Below are 21,180 nucleotides of genomic sequence, written 5' to 3' on the forward strand. Positions count from 1 at the left end.
TGGATTGAAGAATTGTACAGAAATGTATAGAATGTTTATATAAAGGGGGAGTAAGATGAAAAAGTGGAGAAACAGATTTATTATATTTGTTTGTTTAATTGCTGCCGTTTTTTGTGGAGTATATACAGTTTATCGCCTCCAGCAGGAAAAAATGGAGACAAGCTCAATATATGAAGACAAATCGGAAGAATTAACTGCAGTTCAACAAGAAGAAGTTTATCCTGAACCTAAAGAAGCTACTATTCTTGCAGCCGGCGATATAATGTTTCATGAACCTCAAATAAGAGCTGCTTACAATGAGGGAAATGATACTTATGATTTTAAAGATACATTTAAATGGGTCAAGCCTTATATTTCTTCCTCGGATCTATCCATAGCAAATCTTGAAACGGTTACAGCAGGAAAACAATATGGATATAAAGGTTATCCAAATTTCAATTCTCCCGAAGAAGTAATCGAGGCATTGAAGTATGCCGAATTCAATGTTCTTTCAACGGCCAATAATCATAGTTTGGATCAGGGGAAAAATGGAATAATTTCTACTATAGATAATATTGAAAAGTATGGACTTAAAAATTTAGGGACATATAAAACGCCTAATCATTCTGTACTTATAGAAAATGTAAATAATATAAATATAGCTCTTCTTTCTTATACATATGGATGTAATGGAATGGAACAAACCTTGACTTCAGATGAATTGGGTTATATGATAAATCTTATTGACGAAGAAAAAATCAGATCAGATATAGAAGAAGCTAAAAAACAAAAAGCGGACTTAATAGTTGTGTTTATTCATTGGGGAAATGAATATCAACGTAATCCCAATGAAAATCAGATTTCCTTGGGAGAAAAAATGGTTAAATGGGGAGCAAATATAGTATTTGGGAGCCATCCCCATGTAGTTCAGGAATCACAGATTATTAAGAAGGATGGAAAAAACAACTTTATTATATATTCCCTGGGAAATTTTTTGTCGAATCAGAGATTGGAAACAGTTGATAATAAGTATACGGAAGATGGTGTAATGGTACAAATTCAAGTAGAAAAAAATTATGAAAGAAACGAAACCATTATTAAAAATATTACATATATTCCTACATGGGTGCGTAAATATAAAGATGGAAATAAATTAAAATATGAGATAGTTCCGGTAAAGGAATTTTTAGATAATAAGGAAGAACAGGGACTTTTGACTACAAAGGAATATACAAGGATAGAGGACTCATACAAAGATACAATGGATAAAATGATTAAATAACAGAAAATTATTAACATTTTTTAATCTTAATATTAAATTTTGATATCAATATAATATTCCTATTAAAATTTATTTAAATTAACATTTATTTGTTATATAATAGATTATAGATTGTAATAATATTTAATCAAGATGGAATAAAGAGGTGGGAACCTATTGCAATACATGAAAGAGCTCTTTATGAATATTAGAATCAGAGATATTATCGATATTTTAATAGTAGCCTTTGCCTTTTATAAACTTTTCATGTTAATAAGGGAAACCAGAGCAGAACAGCTTATAAAGGGAATTTTAGTGCTTTTTATTGCGACAAAAGTTAGTGAGTGGCTGGAGCTGTATACAGTTTACTGGATATTAGATAAAACTATGACTGTTGGAGTTATAGCTATTCTTATTGTGTTTCAGCCTGAACTCAGAAGAGGATTGGAATACATTGGCAGGAGCAGATTTTTTACTAAATCTTTTGTTGAAATAGAGGATGAAAGTTTAAATAAAATAATGGATGAAATAGTAGATGCAGTTGCTTCTCTTGCAAGGCAAAAAATAGGAGCCTTAATAGTGATGGAAAGGGAGACCGGTTTAAATGAAGTGGTAGAAACTGGGACCAAGATAGAAGGAAAAGTTTCCAGCGGTCTTCTTATAAATATTTTTATTCCTAATACTCCCCTTCATGATGGCGCGGTAGTTATAAAAGAAGATACAGTCAAAGCGGCAGGATGTTTTTTGCCTTTGACTGAGAATGCATCGCTGAGTAAAGAATTGGGGACGAGGCATAGAGCTGCATTAGGTATTTCAGAAAGATCCGATTGTATTGCAATCGTGGTTTCGGAAGAAACAGGAGCGATTTCTGTTGCGGAAAATGGAAGCTTATCAAGGTATTTGGACGTAAAAACATTAAAACAAATACTTATGGATATGTATAAATATAAGGATCAGAAACAAATTTTCTTGTTGAAGTGGAGGCATAAAGATGAGCAAGGAAAAGAACAATAACCTCACTATCAAAATCTTTGCTTTACTCATTGCTATTGTTTTTTGGAGCTATGTAATGAATGATGTAAATCCGAGAATTACAAAGGAATATAGAAATATAAATGTTGTTTATTCTCAAACCGAGCAGTTAAAAAAATCTGGAATAGTAGTTACATCTCCTGAGGAAATAAAGGTGAATGTGAAAATTGCCGGCAGGAGAAATGATATATTGGCTATTACGGATAAAGATATAACTGCAAAAGTAGATTTAAGCGGGTATTCTGCAGGTGAAAAGAGAGTCTCCATAGATGTTGACGTTCCGAGCAAAGTGGAACTGGTGGACTATAGTCCTAAGGAAGTATTGTTCGATTTTGATAATATTGTAAATCGTGAAAGACCTGTTACAGTTGAAACTACCGGGAAGGTGGCGTCAGGATATATTTTGGCTGATAAGGAAATAAAGCCCCAGTCTGTTTTTATAAAAGGTCCGAAAACTTTGGTGAACCGTGTTTCAGAGGTAATTGCTTATGTGGATGTATCTGAGAGTACTAAAGATCTAAATGTGACAGTTCCCATAAAGTTAGTGGATGTAGATGGAAAAGAGGTAAATGGGTTAGAAAAAGAACCTAATGTAGTGGATGTGTTTATTCCTGTCAAGAGGGTAAAAACTGTTCCTATTGAAATTCAAACTGAAGGGAATATTCCACAAGGGTATGAAATGGGAGACATAAAAATATCTCCGAGTACTGTAAAAATAATGGGAGACGAGGATGAACTTGCTGCTGTTAAATCTATTAAAACTGAAGTTGTGAATATCAGCACTTTTTTAGAAAAAGAAAGTGTAGAATTAAAGCTTATAATTCCGGAAGGAATAGAACTTGCAGAGCCGTCCATAAAACCATCTGCTGATATTGATATACACAAAATAATTGAAAAAACCATGGAATATAATTTGGATGAAATTTTAGTCAATAATTTGGGAGGAGGATTGTCTATCGATAATAATGCAACTACGCCTTCTCATATAGCTGTAACGGTAAAAGGGTCCGATAAAATTATAGAACCGTTGACTAAAGAAGATTTGCCTCTTTTTATAGACTTAGATGGCCTTGGAGAGGGAGCTCATACGGTTCCCGTTAAGGTAAATGAAATAAATGGCGTGGAAATCGTGAATATTAATCCATCGGAAATCCAAATTCATCTAAAACAATAGAAGGGGGAATATCGTATTGAGAGAATATATACTCGCTATAAATCCGGGTTCTACTTCAACAAAAGTAGCTATATTTAAAGGGGAGGAAAATATAAAGGAATATAAAATTCAGCATAGTATTGAGGAAATTGAAAAATTTGATAAAGTTTCCGATCAATATAGCTATAGGTTGAAATTGATTTATGAGTGGCTAAGGAGGGAAAAAATAGATACAAATATGCTGTTGGCTGTAGTAGGACGAGGAGGTCTGTTAAGGCCTATGCCAGGAGGCACCTATTTAGTTACGGAGAAGATGATAGATGATTTAAAAATAGGAATTCGGGGAGAACATGCATCTAATTTAGGTGGAATGTTGGCAAAAGGAATAGGCGATAAGGAAGGCATAAAATCATATATCGCAGACCCTGTTGCCGTAGATGAATTTGAGGATATAGCAAGAATATCCGGATTGGCGGAAATAGAAAGAATATCGTTGGTTCATGCTTTAAATATAAAAATGGTTTCTTACAGACGAGCCGATGAAATAGGAAAGAAGATAGAAGATGTGAATTTTGTGGTAGCACATATGGGCGGAGGAATATCTGTCGCTCCTTTTAAGCATGGGAAGATAGTTGATGCAAATAATGCCAGTGAGATGGGGCCTTTTTCTTCCGAAAGAACAGGAGGTCTTCCTGTCGGAGACTTAGTTGATATGTGTTATTCTAAGAAATATACACTTAAAGAAATGAAGCTAAAGATTAAAGGAAAAGGTGGTTTGGTAAGTTATTTAAATACCAATGATGGTAAAAAAGTTGAAGAGATGATAAAGAAAGGTGACAAAAAAGCAGAGCTTGTATATAGTGCCTTGGCATATCAGGTAGGAAAAGAAATTGGTGCAATGGCTACAGTTTTAAACGGAAAGGTTGATAGTATTATATTGACCGGTGGGTTTGCATATTCGAAATTTTTAGTTGAAATAATAACAAGCATGGTAAAATTTATAGGGGAAGTAGTTGTTTATCCCGGAGAGGATGAAATGAGAGCATTAAACCAAGGGGTACTGAGAGTACTTAAAGGGATTGAAAAAGAGAAAATATACGAAGACGAGGTGGATTTTTAATGGCAAAAAGTTTTAAGGAATTATTGGATTTAGCTAAAAGAAATGGTGCAAAAAAAATTGCAGTTGCTGTTGCGGAAGATTTTGATGTATTAAGTGCTGTAAAAGAAGCTTATGATCAAAATATAGTAAAACCTATCCTAATAGGAAATGAAGAAAAAATTAAAGATGTAGCAAAGAAAGTAAAATTGAATTTAGATGGTATTGAGATTATCGATGAAGGGGAAAGCATAGAAGCATGTAGGAAAGCAGTATCCATTGTGAGCTCTCAAAAAGCTGACATATTGATGAAAGGGCTTGTGGATACTTCTATTATTATGAAACAAGTTTTGGACAAGGAAATTGGTTTGAGAACAGATAAGGTTATAAGCCATGTAGGAGTATTTTGCGTTCCCACTTACCCTAAGCTGTTTATTTTAACAGATGCAGCAATGAATATTGCTCCGAATTTAGAATATAAGAAAAAAATACTGGAGAATGCAGTAGAATTTGCTCACAGTTTGGATATTAAAAATCCAAAGGTTGCGGTAGTATGTGCTAAAGAGAAAGTTTATAAAAAAATGGAATCAACGATTGATGCTAAGGAATTGGAAGATATGAATAAAAGAGGAGAGATAAAGGATTGTACAGTTATTGGCCCTCTGGCTCTTGATAATGCTATATCAAAAGAGGCTGCAATTCATAAGGGAGTGGATAATCCGGTTTCGGGAGATGTGGACATATTTTTGATGCCTAATATTGAAGCCGGAAATATAATGTATAAAACTTTAACGTTCTTGGCTAAAGCACAAAATGCTGCTGTTATAGTCGGAGCAAAATCACCTATAGTGTTAACTTCAAGAACTGATACTGCGGAAACAAAGTTAAATTCAATAGTATTGTCAGCTCTTATGGTATAAAAATGTCAGAAGGGAGTTTAAAAATGAAAAAAGAATTTAAAATTTTAGTTATTAATCCCGGTTCTACATCTACTAAAATTGGGGTTTTTCAAGATGAAAAATTGTTATTTGAGGAAGTTTTAAGACATTCAACAGAGGAAATTTCAAAATATGAAAGAACTTACGATCAATATGCTTTCAGAAGGGATATAATAGTTGAAACTTTAAAGAAGAACAACATACCTTTGAAATCTTTGAATTGCATTGTAGGAAGAGGTGGAATGTTAAAACCTGTTGAAGGCGGGACTTATGAAATAAACGAAGCTATGATTGAAGACTTAAAAGTGGGAGTTCAGGGAGACCATGCTTCTAATCTGGGAGGAATAATTGCAAAGGAAATAGGAACGGAGATAGGAGTGCCTTCCTATGTCGTAGACCCGGTAACAGTGGATGAAATGGAGGATATAGCAAGGATATCAGGATTAGCGGAAATTAAGAGGAGAAGTATAGTTCATGCTTTAAATCACAAAGCTATTGCACGTAAATGGGCTAAAGAAAACGGTAAAAAGTATGAAGAGGCAAATTTAATTATAGCTCATTTAGGTGGGGGAATATCGGTAGGCGCTCATAAAAATGGTAAAATAATAGATGTATTCAATGCTCTTTATGGAGACGGGGCCTTTTCACCTGAAAGATCGGGAGGACTTCCCGTGGGAGACCTGGTTAAACTTTGTTATTCGGGAAAATACAGCCACAGTGATATGAAGAAAATGATTAAAGGCAAAGGCGGAATTGTATCATATTTAGGAACCCAGGATGTAAGAGAAGTTAAGAAAATGATTGAAAAAGGAGATAAGAAGGCCGAGCTGATATATAACGCTATGGCGTATCAAGTCGCAAAGGATATAGGAGCATGTGCGGCAGTTTTGAAAGGAGAAGTTGACGGAATATTACTTACCGGAGGAATTGCTCATGATAGTGATTTTACTGCTTTGATAGAGGAGAGAGTTAAATTTATAAGTAAAGTATATGTATATCCGGGAGAAGATGAATTAGATGCCTTGGCTTTAGGCGGACTAAGAGTGTTGAGGGGAGAAGAAATGCCAAAAGTATATAAGTAGGAGCTGATCTGTTATGTTAGATGATAAAAGGATAAGAATAGTTACAGGTCATTATGGTAGCGGAAAGACGGAATTCAGTGTTAACTATGCGGTAGAACTTGCTAAAATAAAGAGAAAAGTCGCATTAGTTGACTTAGATGTAATCAATTTATATTTTAGAAGCAGAGAAAAATCTTCGCTTTTAGAGAATATGGGCATAAAGGTGATTTCGAGTTCAATAAACGCCCCTGCTGTGGATGTTCCCGCCATATCAGGGGAGGTATATGCTCCCCTTGAGGATGAAAGCTACGATGTAGTTTTGGATTTAGGAGGAGATCCGGCAGGAGCAAGAGTTCTGGGAAGATATGAGGAATTTTTTGTAGATGGGAAATATGATATGTTTTATATACTTAATGCCAACAGACAGGAAACGAGTACCGCCGATAAGGCTATAGAATATTTAAAAAGAATAGAAAATATGGCAAGGATAAAGGTTACAGCCTTAGTCAATAATACCCATATGCTTAAAAGTACAACTGTTGATGATTTACTTAGGGGTCAAAAAGTAGCCTTAGAGGTATCGGAAAAATTGGATATACCAATTAAATATATATCAGTAATTAAAAATGTTGCAGCCCTTTTACCTAAAGATATGAAGGGTGAAATATTCCCTATGGATTTATATATGAGGGAAGAATGGATGGTTTAAATTAAAGGAGGGGTCAAAATGGCAAAAGTTAAAGGGAAAGTGACATTCAAGGAAAACATTTGCAAAGGTTGCGGGCTTTGTACGACCGTCTGTCCGATGAAAATCGTATTACTTGATAAGGAAAAAATTAACTCGAAGGGTTATCACCCAGCAACAGTGAAAGAAATGGACAAGTGTATAGGTTGTGCAAATTGCGCGACAATATGTCCTGATGTTGTTATTACAGTAGAACGATTTACAGAATAATAATTTAAGGAGGGTTAATTATGGCGAAAGTTCTCATGAAAGGAAATGAAGCTGTTGGCGCTGCAGCTATCAAAGCCAATTGTAAGTATTTTTTCGGATATCCTATAACGCCTCAAAGTGAGTTACCTGAATATATGTCAAGAGAATTACCTAAAGTAGGAGGAGTGTTTTTACAAGCAGAAAGCGAGATAGCTGCAATTAATATGGTTTATGGGGCCGCAGGATCCGGAGCAAGGGTTATGACCTCATCTTCAAGTCCGGGGATTTCTCTTAAACAGGAAGGGATTTCATATATTGCGGGAGCTGAGCTTCCATGCTTAATAGTGAACATGATGAGAGGCGGTCCGGGACTTGGAAGTATTCAACCTTCTCAGACCGATTATTTTCAGGCTACAAGAGGAGGCGGAAATGGAGACTACAGATTGGTGGTTCTTGCCCCTTCAAATATTCAGGAATTAGTTGATTTGGTAATAGAAGGATTTGATATAGCAGATCAGTACAGAAATCCTGTAATGGTTCTGGGTGATGGAATGATTGGACAAATGATGGAACCAGTCGAGTTTAAAACTCCTAAAAAGAGAGAATTGCCAAAGAAGGATTGGACAACTACAGGTACAGGAGGTAAGAGAAAACCTAATATTATTAATTCTCTGTATCTGGCAGCCGAAGCATTGGAAAAACATAACAATGAAATTCAAAAAAAATATGCCATTATAAAACAGAATGAAGTAAAAGTAGAGTCATATAATATAGAGGATGCAGACGTAGTAATTGCCGCTTATGGAACAACTTCAAGGATTGCCAAAACAGCAATAGCAAAACTTGAAAAAGAAGGATTTAAGGTTGGGCTTATCAGGCCTATAACCTTATGGCCCTATCCTTATGATGAATTTAAAAAGATTAACAGTAAATGTAAAGGTATATTAACGATAGAGATGAATGCAGGACAGATGTTGGATGACGTAAAAATTGCAGTAGAAGGAAAGTTCCCTGTTTATTTCTATGGAAGAACTGGAGGAATGGTGCCTACACCAAATGAAATGGTAGATCAAGTGAAAAAAATTATGGGAGGTGAAAAGTAATGGCAATAGTATTTAGCAAAACAAGAGGATTAACTGACGTCCCAACCCATTACTGTCCCGGATGTACCCATGGAATAGTTCATAGGCTGGTGGCCGAATGTCTTGAAGAACTGGGAGTATTGGATAATGCCATAGGAGTGGCACCGGTAGGTTGTTCTGTATTGGCATATAACTATTTTAACTGTGATATGCAAGAAGCGGCTCATGGAAGAGCACCTGCTGTAGCTACTGGAATAAAAAGAATTCAACCGGATAAATTTGTATTCACTTATCAGGGTGACGGGGATTTGGCATCTATAGGAACAGCAGAGATAGTTCATGCTGCTCATAGAGGGGAGAAAATTTCAACTATATTTATTAATAATGCCATTTATGGAATGACAGGAGGACAAATGGCTCCTACTACATTGGTCGGCCAAAAAGCGACTACGGCACCTTATGGAAGAGACGAAGCCCTTTGCGGAAGACCAATAAGGATAGCGGAGATGCTTGCGACAATACATGGAGCGCAGTTTGTAGAAAGAGTGGCCGTTAATAGTCCTGCACATATAAGAAATGCGAAAAAAGCCATAAAGAAATGTTTCCAGACTCAAATAGACAGAAAAGGGTTTGGAATTGTAGAGGTTCTTTCTACCTGTCCTACTAACTGGGGGTATTCTCCTGCGGATGCAATGAAATGGCTTGAAGATAATATGATACCTTATTATCCTTTAGGCAACTTTAGAACTCCAGAGGAGGTGGAAAAATAATGGAAGAAAGATTGGTTGTAGCGGGATTTGGCGGACAGGGAGTAATGGCAATCGGTCAGCTTTTAACTTATGCGGGTATGATAGAAAATTATAATGTTTCCTGGCTTCCTTCTTATGGACCTGAAATGCGTGGAGGCACGGCAAACTGTAGTGTAATAATAAGCGGCGAAGCCATAGGCTCACCGTTAGTAGTAGAATCTGATTCGGCAATAATAATGAATAAACCGTCCTTAGATAAATTTGAAAAGGATGTATTGCCAAATGGAAAATTATTTATAGATTCATCCCTTATTGACAGGAAGTCATCAAGAAATGACATAGACGTATATTATATTCCGGCAAACGAAATTGCCAACAGTCTGGGGAATGATAAAGTTTCAAATATGGTTATGCTGGGTGCTTACTTGGAAATAACAAATGTAGTAAAGATAGAATCTGTTTTAAAGGCTTTCACAAAAGTATTTGGAGAAAGAAAGGCTAAGTTTATTCCATTAAATAAAGAAGCTCTGGAAAAAGGTGCTGAGGCTGTAAAGAATCAAAGAAAGGTATTAGTATAATAGTATAAAATAAAAAAGAAAGGGAGTGTCGCAAAACTGCCGAATAAGTGGTTAGAGATGCTCCCTTTTTTCTGTAAATTAGAAGTTGACTGGTATTATCCGTTTACCTTGATTTATAGTTGACCTAAAATGGGTTTTAAAAAAGGTTTTCTTAGTTTATTAATGTCCCGTCATGATCTTTAAAATTTCTTTATCGGTGCTTTTCATGCCTTCTCTGGCCATTCGCCCCACATTGGAAATTGTATTGTCTACTCCTTTTGTAACGATTCCGTCTCCGCTTCGAAATTGCTGACCGTTTTTATACATTTCGTAGCCCAATATCCCTGCATCTACAGATGCAGCAATCTTAGCAGCACATGACGGCTTTGCCCCGTCACATACGATTCCTGATACGATAGCCAAGGCATTAACAATAGTATGAGCTATTTCTTTATAGCCTCCTCCATGAAGATATGCGATTCCTGCACCTGAACCGCACCCTGCACAGACAGCTCCGCAAAAAGCAGACAGTCTTCCTATACCCGTTTTCTGATAAATTGTAACTAAGTCGGAAAGTGCCACAGCACGATATAATTTATCCTCTGATACATTAAGCTCTTTTGCATATTCTATTACCGGAAGAACTGCCGTTATCCCTTGATTTCCGCTTCCAGACACGATAATTACCGGTTTTTCGCAACCCCCCATACGAGCATCGGAGCCTGCCGCGGCGGCAGCTTTTGCTCTCATGGCAATATTTGTACCGTAGGTTTTCAATATTGTTTTTCCGACATTAGCTCCCCAATTATGTTTCAGCCCTTCTTCAGAAATAGTACTGTTATAAGCAATTTGTCGGCCTATAGGTTCTCTGAAATCTTCAATATCGGCAATATTAGCAAATTCAACGATATCTTTTATGTTTAAAAGCCCTTGATTAGAAAAATTATTATCGGGATTTTCTGTTCTTTCAGCTTGAAATAGTACTTTTCCATTTAATTTCATTTGAGTAATATTAGTATGATATCCTTCAATAATGACTTCACTCCATTGGTCGCTATTTTGCAATATAATATCAATATAAAAAATCATATCGTTATCTGCTGGCACTACGGCAATAGGGTGACTTAAGAGATATTCGCGGATTTTGGGTTTCATTTCTTTTGTAATATTGGATAGTACCTCTAATTTCTTAGACGCATCCCCTGCTATTATTCCCGCGGCAACAGAAGCTTCGATTCCCTTTAAACCGTTAGTATTTGGGACAACAACACTTTTTACATTTTTGATTATGTTTCCGCTGACTTCTATTCTACATTGTTCGGGTAGTTTTCCCAAAAGTTCCATTGCCTTTGCGGCTGCATAGGCGATGGAAATCGGTTCTGTGCAGCCCATAGCCGGCACTAATTCTTCCCGTAAAACTTTTAAATAGGATTTATATTGAGCATCATCTTTTTTCATAAGTACCCCCTGATTTATATTTTATTGAAAAGGTTTTCGTAACATTTTCAATAAATTTTTTTGACTTTTACTTTACAATATTTTTCATCTATCATTATATCACTCCACTTGTTTAAAAATCTATTAATTTTTGTTGAAAATTTCCTGATTTCGAAGCGGCAGTCCAAATAATAAATTGTATAAATACTGTAAGTAAATAGTTCGAAAAATTTGGTAATTTTTTTAATAAAATAATTGCAAAATTAATTAATTTAGTATATAATATATCTAATAAGATAAATTTGTTAACTTTTACTGCTATTTATTTAAAGACTTTTCTTATATATTTATACCTTATATTATATCTTGTAAATTTTCTAATTTTAATAATTTAAGTATTACTAATTTGTGATATTATTTTTTTTAACTTAAATATTTTTCAATTTTTTCCAAATGATTTTAATGATATTGATTATTATTTTTATTAAAATAATAAATTTTATAGGGCATTAGTTAACATTTTAACAATAAATTTAATATTTGCTTAATTCTGAAATTCAGAGAAGCGGGGGAACCAATTAAATGGGGTGAATCCATATGGTAGGGCAAGCCCTTTTGCCCGAATCCGACAGCTAACCTCGTAAGCACTAAAGGGGAAGTAATTCTTATATAAAGACTATGCTTCCATAGTCTTTTAATTTTCCCTCATGTTTTACAACCCATAGGAAAATCTTAAATTACCTTAATGTGAACTTTTCATAAAATGGATTTCCAAGAAAGGTTTCCTCAATATACGACTTTTTAATAAGAGCCCTTTATAAGTAAATACCGGTTTAGATTATGACAGAAAATAAATTTAAAGGAGGAAATTGCATGAATAAAAAAATACGATATTCAGTGTTAGGAGCAGGAAATGGGGGCATAGCAATAGCCGGATATATTGCTATGAAAGGATATGAGGTAAATTTATATAATAGAACTGAAGAAAATATAATGTCATTAATCAAGAATCCAATTATACATTTAACCGGTGAGATAGAAGGTTGCGGACGGTTAAACAAAGTTACTGATAATATAAGGGAAGCTATAGAGAATACGGATATAATTATGGTTACGGTTCCTGCTGTAGGTCACAAATTTATTTCTCAAAACATAGCACCTTACTTAGAGGATGAACAGATTATAATATTGAATCCGGGAAGAACAGGGGGAGCATTAGAAGTATATGAAAATATCAGAAATTCCGAATGCACTGCTCAAGATGTAGTCGTAGCAGAAGCTCAATCCCTTATATATGCATGCAGGATAACCGGAAACAATGAAGTTCATATATTCAAAAGCAAAAAAGAGGTATCTTTATCAGCCATACCTGCGAGCAGAACCGAAGAAGTAATTTCAAAAATTTCACCCATATTTTCTCAATTCATACCTGCCAAGGATGTAATGGAAACAAGCTTAAATAATTTTGGAGCCATATTTCATCCGGCACCTACTTTATTAAATAGCGGTCATATAGAAAGAGGCATAACGTTTGATTATTATACTGAAGGAATAACTCCATCTGTAGGAAGGTTTATTGAACGGATGGATAAAGAGAGAATGGAAATAGCTGATAAGTTAAACATAGATACTATGTCTGCAAAAGACTGGCTATATGAAACTTATGGCTCAAAAGGAGATACCTTATATGATGCTGTTCAAAATAATCCGGCCTATAAAGGGCTTAAATCTCCTAAAGGTCTTAATATCAGATATATTTACGAAGATGTTCCTTGTAGTCTTGTTCCCATGTCATCTTTAGCAAAGCAATTAGATATAGAGACTCCGGCAATAGATTCAATTATAGTTCTTTCAGAAATAATTACCGGAAAAAATTTCTGGGAAGAGGGAAGAACAGTTAAAAAATTGGGATTGGAAGGACTGGATAAATTTCAAATACACCATTTGGCCAGAACGGGAAAATTATTAGATAATAAAGAAGGAGTGGTTGCCTAATGAAAAAAATGTCTCTTTGTACAATAGGAAATTGTGTGCATGTAGCCGGTGTAATGAACTTTTCTGCTTTAGCGGAGAGGGAAGGATATGAAGTAGATTTTATGGGAATATCTTTACCTATTGATGATGTGATTGAAAATGTAAAATGTTCCGATCCGGATGTAATAGGGTTAAGCTATAGATTAAGTCCGGAGCCTTTGGAAGCTATTCTGAATGAGTTAAAAGAGAAATTGGAGAAATCAGATTTGAAAGATAAGATATGGCTCTTTGGGGGAACGGAACCGACAGGGAAGGTAGCCGAAAAAAGTGGTATATTTAAGAAAGTATTTTATGGAGGTGAAGACGTAGACGAAGTAATATCCATTTTGAGAAATAAAAAATTAAGAGTGGAGGAAACGTATCCCAGAGATTTAATATCAAGGATTAATTGGAAATATCCATATCCTGTACTAAGACATCATATAGGACTTTCATCGGTTGAGGAAACTGTCAGAGCTATTGATAAAATATCGGATTCAAAGGTTCTGGATGTAATATCCATTGCTCCGGACCAAAATGCTCAGGAATACTTTTTTGACCAGGACAAAATGGATTCGAGGTTAGATGGAGCAGGAGGAGTTCCGCTAAGGACAAAAGAAGATTTCTCGAAGTTATATGAAGCAGCTCAGAAGGGGAATTATCCTCTGATGAGATGTTATAGCGGAACAAAAAACTTGATTAAGTACAGTGAAATGCTTCAGGAAACTATTCATAATGCCTGGTGTGCTGTCCCCTTGTTCTGGTACAGTGAGTTAGATAAAAGGGGACCCAGAGAAATAAAAGAAGCAATAAGGGAAAATCAAAAAGTTATGAAGTGGCATGGCCAGAGAAATATACCTGTAGAGGCAAACGAATCTCATCATTGGAGTTTGAGAGATGCTCATGATGCTGTAGGAGTGGCTACGGCTTATTTGGCAGCCTATAATGCAAAGAAAATGGGAGTAAAAGATTATATTTCACAATATATGTTTAACGTTCCTGCGTCAATATCTCCTAAGATGGACTTAGCCAAGATGTTAGCAATGATAGAGCTTATTGAAAGCTTAGAAGATGAGAATTTTAGGGTTTACCGTCAAGCAAGAGCCGGCCTCGCAAGTTTTCCTACTAACCTATACCAGGCAAAAGGACAGTTGGCATCATCTGCTTATCTATCTATGGCTATAAAACCTCATATATACCACGTAGTAGGATATTGTGAAGCTCATCATGCGGCAACAGCAGATGATATAATAGAATCCTGTATGATAGTTAGGGGAGTTTTGAAAAATATATTCTTGGGAGATATAAATATGGTTGACGATATAGATGTTCAGAGAAGGAAGGCTCAGCTTATAAAAGACGGCAGCATAATAATAAATTCCATTAAGAGTCTATCTAACAGTTCAAAAGATCCTCTAACAGATCCTGTTATTCTTGAAGAAGCGGTTAAAATAGGTATTCTTGATGCACCTCATTTAAAAGGAAATAGTGCTGCATGCGGGAAATTAACTACAAGAATTGTAAATGGAGGAATGTACCCCTTTGATGAGAAATTGAACAGGGTAATTACTGAAGGAGAGAGAATTGAAAGAATAATGGCCGGAGATATTGATTATGAAATAAATATTTCATAAAAATAGCTATAGAGTTTTAAAATAAACTATTGACTTTTTTTTGAATATGAATTATTATGAATGTATAGTAATTTAGTATGAATTAAATTTTAAACGCTATGATCAAGGAAAGTATGATATGAAAGATATACAGAGAGGAGTTCAGATGGTGAGAGAACTCTATAGTTGGACATATCAAAAGTGCTCTTGGGAGTGTTAAGTCGAAACCGTAGGGAAAGTAGACTGTTACGGGATTCTTCCGTTATAGAGATAAGGCATGAAAGTGCCGGATTTAAAGATGGATGTTTGTTCATCTAAACAGAGTGGGACCGTGGAAGCAAAACTTCTGCCTCTGAAATTGTTTATTTCGGAGACAGAAGTTTTTTTGTTTCAATAAATTTAATGCTTTTTAGTAATTCATAAAATAATAATATTTTGTGAATGAAGAAAGGCTTCCATTGAGACATTAATATATTAAGGAAACCTTTCTTAAAACCCATTTTACGAAAAATCTATATTAAGATAAATAGGATTTTCCTGTGGGTTATAAAAAAGTTTAAAGGGCATAAATTTAGTATTAAAATATTAATTTGGAGGGATTTAAATGACAGTTGCAACAAATGTATTAGAGCTAATAGGTAACACACCTATCGTCAAATTAAACAAATTGGTAGGAAAAGATTATGCGGATATATATGTAAAACTTGAATATTTTAATCCGGGTGGAAGTGTTAAAGATAGGCCGGCACTATATATGATTGAAAAAGCTGAAGAGGAAGGAAAGTTAAAAAAAGGATATGTAATAGTGGAACCAACAAGCGGAAATACCGGAGTAGGTCTTGCCATGGTAGGTGCTGCAAAGGGATATAAAGTTATTCTTGTTATGCCGGAAACTATGAGTATAGAAAGAAGAAATTTATTCAAAGCTTTTGGAGCAGAGGTTGTTTTAACTCCTGGCTCAAACGGGATGAAGGGAGCGGTAGATAAAGCAGAAGAACTTGCAAAGCAAAATTCAAATTATTATATACCTTATCAGTTTGGCAATGAAAATAATACTCTTTCCCATATTGAAACTACAGCTCAAGAAATACTCAAAGATCTGGGAAGTAACATAGATGTATTTATTGCAGGTATAGGTACAGGAGGTACAGTTACAGGAGTAGGGGAGGTTCTAAAGGAGAAAAACAGTAATGTGAAAATAGTAGGCGTAGAGCCCAAATCTTCACCTTTATTGTCTGAAGGAAAAGCAGGTCCTCATAAAATACAAGGAATAGGAGCTAACTTTGTTCCAAAGATACTGGATCTTGATTTATTGGATGATATAAATACGGTATCTAATGAAGATGCCATTGAAACTACAAGACAACTGGCAAGGGAAGAAGGGATACTTGTAGGAATTTCATCGGGAGCAGCGGTCTATGTAGCACTACAATGGGCAAAGAAATTAGGAAAAGGCAAAACTGTATTGGCTATTGCTCCGGATAATGGAGAGAGATATTTAAGTACGGGAATATTTAGCTAAAATCAATTTATTTGTTGAAGTATTATTACCATAAAATTTACAAAACTAAAAAATAATACGGATTTTTTAAAATCCGTATTATTTTTTTAACTATAGGAAAATTCCATTTACCCTAATTTGGATTTTCCGTAAGATGGGTTTCAAAAAGTTTGGAGGAGTTAATTTATATTAAAAAAGAAACTTGCAATTTTAAATATGGTTGCAAAATTAAATTGTTAAAATTCATTAGCTTCATTCTTTAATTGATATTCAAACTCGTCTTTAATTTCTTTCAACAATTTTTTATTTAGAATTAATTTTAATCCTGTTAAAGCCAATGCCTCAGCTCCCAATAAAATGGCTCTGTCACCATCCTTTGAGCGAGCGGCTTCCCTAAATTCTATTGTATGTCCTACTAAATTGTCAGGACCTATTTTAACTGAAGGCTGAATAGTTGGAACTACATGACTGATATTTCCAACATCACTGGATCCACTGGCTTTATTTTCCGGCGAATGAATATCTAAACCAAAGGATTCTCAGATTTCTTTAAAAACATCGTCAAATTTTTTATTAGGCAGAATATTATCAACTGAATTTTGAAATTCAATAATATTTACCTTTGCTCCGGTAGCAAGAGCGGCACCATTAGCAATGCCTTTTATTCTTTGAGTGACTTTGTCGCATTTAATTTTTGTATCTGCTCTTATGAAAAAGCGGGCTTTGGCATATTCAGGTATAATATTAGGCGCATCTCCACCATGGGTAATTATTCCATGAATTCTTACATCACTTGTTACATGCTGACGCAGAGCATTTATCCCATTAAATAAAAGTATAACTCCATCTAAGGCATTAATCCCCTTTTCGGGAGCTGCTGATGCATGAGCGGATTTTCCTATGAATTCAAAATCAAGGGGATTTACCGCAAGAGATTTTCCTGTAGTATATGTTTTATTTCCGGGATGAACCATTAAACAAGCATCGATTCCTTTCAATAGATTATGCTTTACAAAACTTCCTTTGGCACTTCCGTTATTTCCTCCTTCCTCGGCAGGAGTGCCTAAAACTACAACTTTTCCTCCCGTTTCGTCCAATACTTTTCCTAAAGCAATTGCTGCCGCGGCACTACTGACTCCTATGATGTTATGGCCGCAAGCATGACCTAATTTAGGAAGTGCATCATATTCGGCTAAAAATCCAATGGTAGGACCCGATAAATGAGAAGATTCCTTTTTTGCAATAAATCCTGTGGGATGACCTGCTACATTTTTTTCTACGTAAAAACCTTCTGATATTAAAAGCTGTGTCAATAGATTACTGGCCAAGATTTCCTCATTTCCTATTTCAGGGTGATCGTGAATCTCGTGACTTATGGAAATATACTTAGAACTATTGGATTCTACATCTTTTAAAATCCTTTGTTTTATTTCTTCTGACATTTTAAGCATCACCTTCTTTTGACATATTATGAAAATGAAAAACCTCTTCTTAATTTAAAGTAAGAAGAGGTTTATATCAAAAGATGATACGTTCGCTCTTCTTATCTTCCAAGCTATAAAGCTTGCTGGAATTGGCACAGCATTCTCTAATGAAAAGAATCCGCTGCCGAAGTTTCATAGGGCCAGTCCCTCCACCTCTCTGGATAAGAAGTTTTTCATATTCAATTATTAATAATAAATTATACGAGCATTATTTAAAAATGTCAACAAATTTTTTTATAATACATCGTCACTTTACTTTATAGCATATAAGGCTTAAATAGGGTATAATGGATTAAATAACAAAATAATAAGAAATATTTTAAGTACAATTTTATGTGGCAGCTAAACGTTAAAATATAAAATTTAATGTTTAGCAAAGAAGGAGAATAAGATAAGTATGAAAAGGAACAAGGATAAAGTATATAATTTTTTAAAAGTTATGTCTTTAGATTTGTGTAATAACAAAAAGAGAGGTGTAACTGCCAGCGAAATATCAAAAGAATTAAATATCAAAAGAAATGTTGCAAGTCATTTGCTGAATGAATTGTATATGGAAGGCAAAGCAATAAAAATTAATACGAGACCTGTTTATTTCATAGACAGGGATGCCTATGAAAATAATTCTATATTGCAGAAAACGGTTGGTCATGTGGAAATCGGAAGAGGAACGGCAGTTGAAAAATACGATCCCTTTGACAAGATAATAGGAAGTCATGGAAGTCTTAGAGAACAGGTCAAAATGTGCAAGTCGGCTGCTACATATCCTCCTGACGGTCTTCCTCTGCTTCTTATAGGAAATAGCGGTACAGGTAAAAGTTTTATGGCACAAGTTGTATATGAATATGCAAAAAATAATAAAATAATAGCTGAAGATGCTCCCTATGTCATATTTAATTGTGCAGAATATGCAGACAATCCGGAATTGTTGTCGGCAAATTTATTTGGATTTGTAAAAGGTGCTTTTACAGGTGCTGATAAGGATAAAATAGGACTGTTGGAGGAAGCTAATGGAGGCTATTTGTTTTTAGATGAAGTTCATAGGCTGACTCCGGAAGGACAGGAGAAACTTTTTTTATTTCTTGATAAAGGAATATTCAGAAGATTAGGAGAGTCTAATAATTGGAGGTCATCAAAGGTTAGATTTATCTTTGCTACGACGGAAGAACCGTCTTTGAGTCTTATTAACACATTTTTACGTCGTATACCTTTAGTTGTAAGCATACCGGATTTGTTCGGAAGGCCTGTTCAGGAAAAATTGCAGATGATATACAATTTTTATCAGGAAGAATCAAAAAATATCGGAATAGATATTGTTGTCAGTAAACAGGTGATGGATGTTTTATTAAAGATCAATATATCGGGAAATATAGGAAAACTGAAGAATGCAATCAAATACAGTTGTGCGTCGGCTTATGGTGCATATGTAATGGACAGTGTTAAGATATTGAAAATACATTTATACGATTTACCTGCAGAAATTAAGACCAAAGTTGATTTTATTTTAACAGGAAGTATATTCAGCAGCATGTTTGTATCTAAAGATATACCTAAAGATTATGCCCCCAATGATATATTTGAAGATTCCACGATAAATAAAGAAACAGAGGTACTGCTTGATTCTATTCGGGATTATAAGAATAATAAAACCGATATACGGAATTTCAAGAAAAAAATGACGACAACCATAGATAAAGTTTTAGATAAAATTATATTTGAAGATATAGAAAATTATAATGACACTGTTTTTTATAATGAAACTAAGAAGGTTATACAGAATATTTTGAAAATTATGGAGAACTTATATGGAATCAGATATTACGGCAATGCATCCATCGTTTTTACATATTTGATAAATATAATGTATGATGGTATTACAAAAAAACTCGAAGGTAACTATGACTTTGAGGCTGCTTTGAATATTATAGAAGATGTTTTCCCAAAGGAATTTTTAATTGCAAAAAAGATGACAGGACTTATTGAGGTTAATCTTGATATGAAAACCGACAGATTAATATTAATTTATTTTACATTATATATAAATACATTTAACCAAGAAAATAACGGGGAAAATATTACCGCTGTAATTATTTCTCACGGATATTCTACAGCGAGCAGTATTGCAAGCGTTGCAAACAGGCTTCTGGGGCAGTTTATTTTTGAAGCTTTTGACATGCCTATAGAAATGTCTATTCAAGAGATTATGCATAAAATATGCAGTTATCTAAAGGGCATAAATACGTCTTCAGGGGTTATTATATTGGTGGATATGGGTTCTTTGGAGGAAATATACAGATCCATTGGGGATATTGTAAATGGAGATATAGGGATTGTGAACAATATTACTACTCAATTGGCCATAGGAGTAGGCAACAAGATAATAAGAGGAGAAGAATTAGAAAAAGTTGTATCGGAATCTGTAGCTGAAAATAATAATAGGTATAAATTTATTAAATATAACAGAAACAAAAAAGATGCCATAATCGTGACTTGTATGACCGGAATAGGAGTCGCGGTAAAAATAAGGGATTTATTTGCCAAATGCCTCATGGATAACAATATAGAAATAATTGCCTATGACTATAATAAACTTAAAGGAAATGGAACCGAAGATAAAATATTTAAGGAATATGAAGTAAAATTGATAATAGGGACGATTAATCCGGGGATTCAAGAGATTCAGTATTTGTCTTTGGAAGATTTAATACTCAGCAAAGGCTACAGTGCTCTTAAAAAGGCACTGAAAAATATTGCAGGTAAAGAAGATGTAGAGAAGATTAATCAGGCTATAGTAAAATTATTTTCACTGCAAAATGTTATAGAAAATATAACTATATTAAATTCCAACAAAATAATCGATCAGGTTGAAATTATAATAAATGATCTTGAGCGAAGACTAAAAAAGTATTTCACCAATGATTTAAAGATAAGTTTGTATATCCATATAAGCTGTCTTATAGAAAGATTGGTGATGAAGGAACCCATAATGTCATATAAAGGGATGGATGAATTTAAACAGTGTCATAGACAGTTTATAAATTATGTTGAGGAATCTTTTAGTGTCATAGCCGATGTTTACAAAATAGAAATACCTGTATCAGAGATTGCCTATATTTATGATATAATTAATTTAAAAATAAGTGATTTAAAGTTATAAAAAGTTGAGTAAATATTGAAATACTACAGTTTAAAGGTGTCTAATATTGAATTGAGGCACCTTTTTTTATTTGTTTTTTTATTATATTTATATGTTACACTGGTTGGTATGAATTTTGCGGTAGATAAATACCAAA

At 34.4% G+C, this 21,180-nt stretch carries 17 protein-coding genes and 2 riboswitches; of the genes, 15 read left to right on the forward strand and 2 right to left on the reverse strand.

All coding sequences use genetic code 11. The annotated features are described in order from the left end of the window. Positions 1 to 55: 55 nt before the first annotated feature. The 11 genes from PP176A_RS12775 (at position 56) to PP176A_RS12825 (ending at position 9,863) form a co-directional block, all read left to right on the forward strand. Complete coding sequence (locus PP176A_RS12775) at positions 56 to 1,261, forward strand: CapA family protein (protein WP_083381961.1); 1,206 nt, start codon at positions 56 to 58, stop codon at positions 1,259 to 1,261. A gap of 165 nt (positions 1,262 to 1,426) precedes the next feature. Then, entirely contained in the window at positions 1,427 to 2,254 is an 828-nt protein-coding gene (cdaA, locus tag PP176A_RS12780) for a diadenylate cyclase CdaA (protein WP_071140911.1), read from the forward strand. Continuing rightward, positions 2,232 to 3,446 carry a CdaR family protein gene (locus tag PP176A_RS12785; RefSeq protein WP_071140873.1) on the forward strand — a complete coding sequence of 405 codons (1,215 nt, stop codon included), beginning with the start codon at positions 2,232 to 2,234 and terminating at the stop codon, positions 3,444 to 3,446. The genes cdaA and PP176A_RS12785 overlap by 23 nt, the downstream gene beginning before the upstream one ends. Positions 3,447 to 3,462: 16 nt before the next feature. After that, on the forward strand, positions 3,463 to 4,545 hold the full coding sequence (buk, locus tag PP176A_RS12790; protein WP_071140874.1) for a butyrate kinase: 1,083 nt from the start codon (positions 3,463 to 3,465) through the stop codon (positions 4,543 to 4,545). Next, complete coding sequence (locus PP176A_RS12795; RefSeq protein ID WP_071140875.1) at positions 4,545 to 5,441, forward strand: phosphate butyryltransferase; 897 nt, start codon at positions 4,545 to 4,547, stop codon at positions 5,439 to 5,441. Before buk (PP176A_RS12790) ends, PP176A_RS12795 begins: the two co-directional genes overlap by 1 nt. A gap of 23 nt (positions 5,442 to 5,464) precedes the next feature. Then, complete coding sequence (gene buk / locus PP176A_RS12800) at positions 5,465 to 6,541, forward strand: butyrate kinase (RefSeq protein WP_071140876.1); 1,077 nt, start codon at positions 5,465 to 5,467, stop codon at positions 6,539 to 6,541. A gap of 13 nt (positions 6,542 to 6,554) precedes the next feature. Further along, complete coding sequence (locus PP176A_RS12805; protein WP_071140877.1) at positions 6,555 to 7,229, forward strand: ATP-binding protein; 675 nt, start codon at positions 6,555 to 6,557, stop codon at positions 7,227 to 7,229. An 18-nt stretch (positions 7,230 to 7,247) separates the two neighbouring features. Beyond that, entirely contained in the window at positions 7,248 to 7,475 is a 228-nt protein-coding gene (locus PP176A_RS12810; RefSeq protein ID WP_071140878.1) for a 4Fe-4S dicluster domain-containing protein, read from the forward strand. Between the two features lie 20 nt (positions 7,476 to 7,495). Next, positions 7,496 to 8,557: a 3-methyl-2-oxobutanoate dehydrogenase subunit VorB gene (locus PP176A_RS12815; protein WP_071140879.1), complete on the forward strand. Its 1,062-nt coding sequence runs from the start codon at positions 7,496 to 7,498 to the stop codon at positions 8,555 to 8,557. Further along, positions 8,557 to 9,306 (forward strand): thiamine pyrophosphate-dependent enzyme, encoded by a 750-nt coding sequence (locus PP176A_RS12820; RefSeq protein WP_071140880.1) that lies wholly within the window; start codon positions 8,557 to 8,559, stop codon positions 9,304 to 9,306. Before PP176A_RS12815 ends, PP176A_RS12820 begins: the two co-directional genes overlap by 1 nt. Further along, entirely contained in the window at positions 9,306 to 9,863 is a 558-nt protein-coding gene (locus PP176A_RS12825; RefSeq protein WP_071140881.1) for a 2-oxoacid:acceptor oxidoreductase family protein, read from the forward strand. Before PP176A_RS12820 ends, PP176A_RS12825 begins: the two co-directional genes overlap by 1 nt. Positions 9,864 to 10,022: 159 nt before the next feature. On the opposite strand, the gene PP176A_RS12830 is transcribed toward PP176A_RS12825, so the two are convergent. Beyond that, a complete protein-coding gene (locus PP176A_RS12830; RefSeq protein WP_071140882.1) occupies positions 10,023 to 11,300 on the reverse strand; it encodes an L-cysteine desulfidase family protein in 1,278 nt (425 codons plus the stop codon). A 510-nt stretch (positions 11,301 to 11,810) separates the two neighbouring features. After that, positions 11,811 to 11,941: riboswitch (cyclic di-AMP (ydaO/yuaA leader) on the forward strand. Between the two features lie 211 nt (positions 11,942 to 12,152). Between PP176A_RS12830 and PP176A_RS12835 the strand changes: the two genes are divergently transcribed. From PP176A_RS12835 to cysK, 3 genes are all read left to right on the forward strand, one after another. Next, complete coding sequence (locus tag PP176A_RS12835; RefSeq protein ID WP_071140883.1) at positions 12,153 to 13,274, forward strand: NAD/NADP-dependent octopine/nopaline dehydrogenase family protein; 1,122 nt, start codon at positions 12,153 to 12,155, stop codon at positions 13,272 to 13,274. Further along, positions 13,274 to 14,926: a cobalamin B12-binding domain-containing protein gene (locus PP176A_RS12840; RefSeq protein WP_071140884.1), complete on the forward strand. Its 1,653-nt coding sequence runs from the start codon at positions 13,274 to 13,276 to the stop codon at positions 14,924 to 14,926. The genes PP176A_RS12835 and PP176A_RS12840 overlap by 1 nt, the downstream gene beginning before the upstream one ends. A 583-nt stretch (positions 14,927 to 15,509) precedes the next feature. Then, positions 15,510 to 16,427, forward strand: coding sequence for a cysteine synthase A (gene cysK / locus PP176A_RS12845; protein ID WP_071140885.1), 918 nt, complete (start codon positions 15,510 to 15,512; stop codon positions 16,425 to 16,427). 518 nt (positions 16,428 to 16,945) lie between these two features. Here the strand turns inward: cysK and PP176A_RS12850 are convergent. Further along, a complete protein-coding gene (locus PP176A_RS12850) occupies positions 16,946 to 17,848 on the reverse strand; it encodes a M20 family metallopeptidase (protein WP_234958937.1) in 903 nt (300 codons plus the stop codon). Positions 17,849 to 17,946: 98 nt separating this feature from the next. After that, positions 17,947 to 18,058, reverse strand: a riboswitch (SAM riboswitch). Positions 18,059 to 18,287: 229 nt separating this feature from the next. Here PP176A_RS12850 and PP176A_RS12855 point away from each other — a divergent pair. After that, positions 18,288 to 21,044 carry a sigma 54-interacting transcriptional regulator gene (locus PP176A_RS12855; RefSeq protein WP_071140886.1) on the forward strand — a complete coding sequence of 919 codons (2,757 nt, stop codon included), beginning with the start codon at positions 18,288 to 18,290 and terminating at the stop codon, positions 21,042 to 21,044. The last annotated feature ends 136 nt before the right edge of the window (positions 21,045 to 21,180 follow it).

This window comes from Sporanaerobacter sp. PP17-6a (assembly GCF_900095615.1).
GTDB classification, from domain to species: Bacteria; Bacillota; Clostridia; order Tissierellales; family Acidilutibacteraceae; genus Acidilutibacter; species Acidilutibacter cellobiosedens.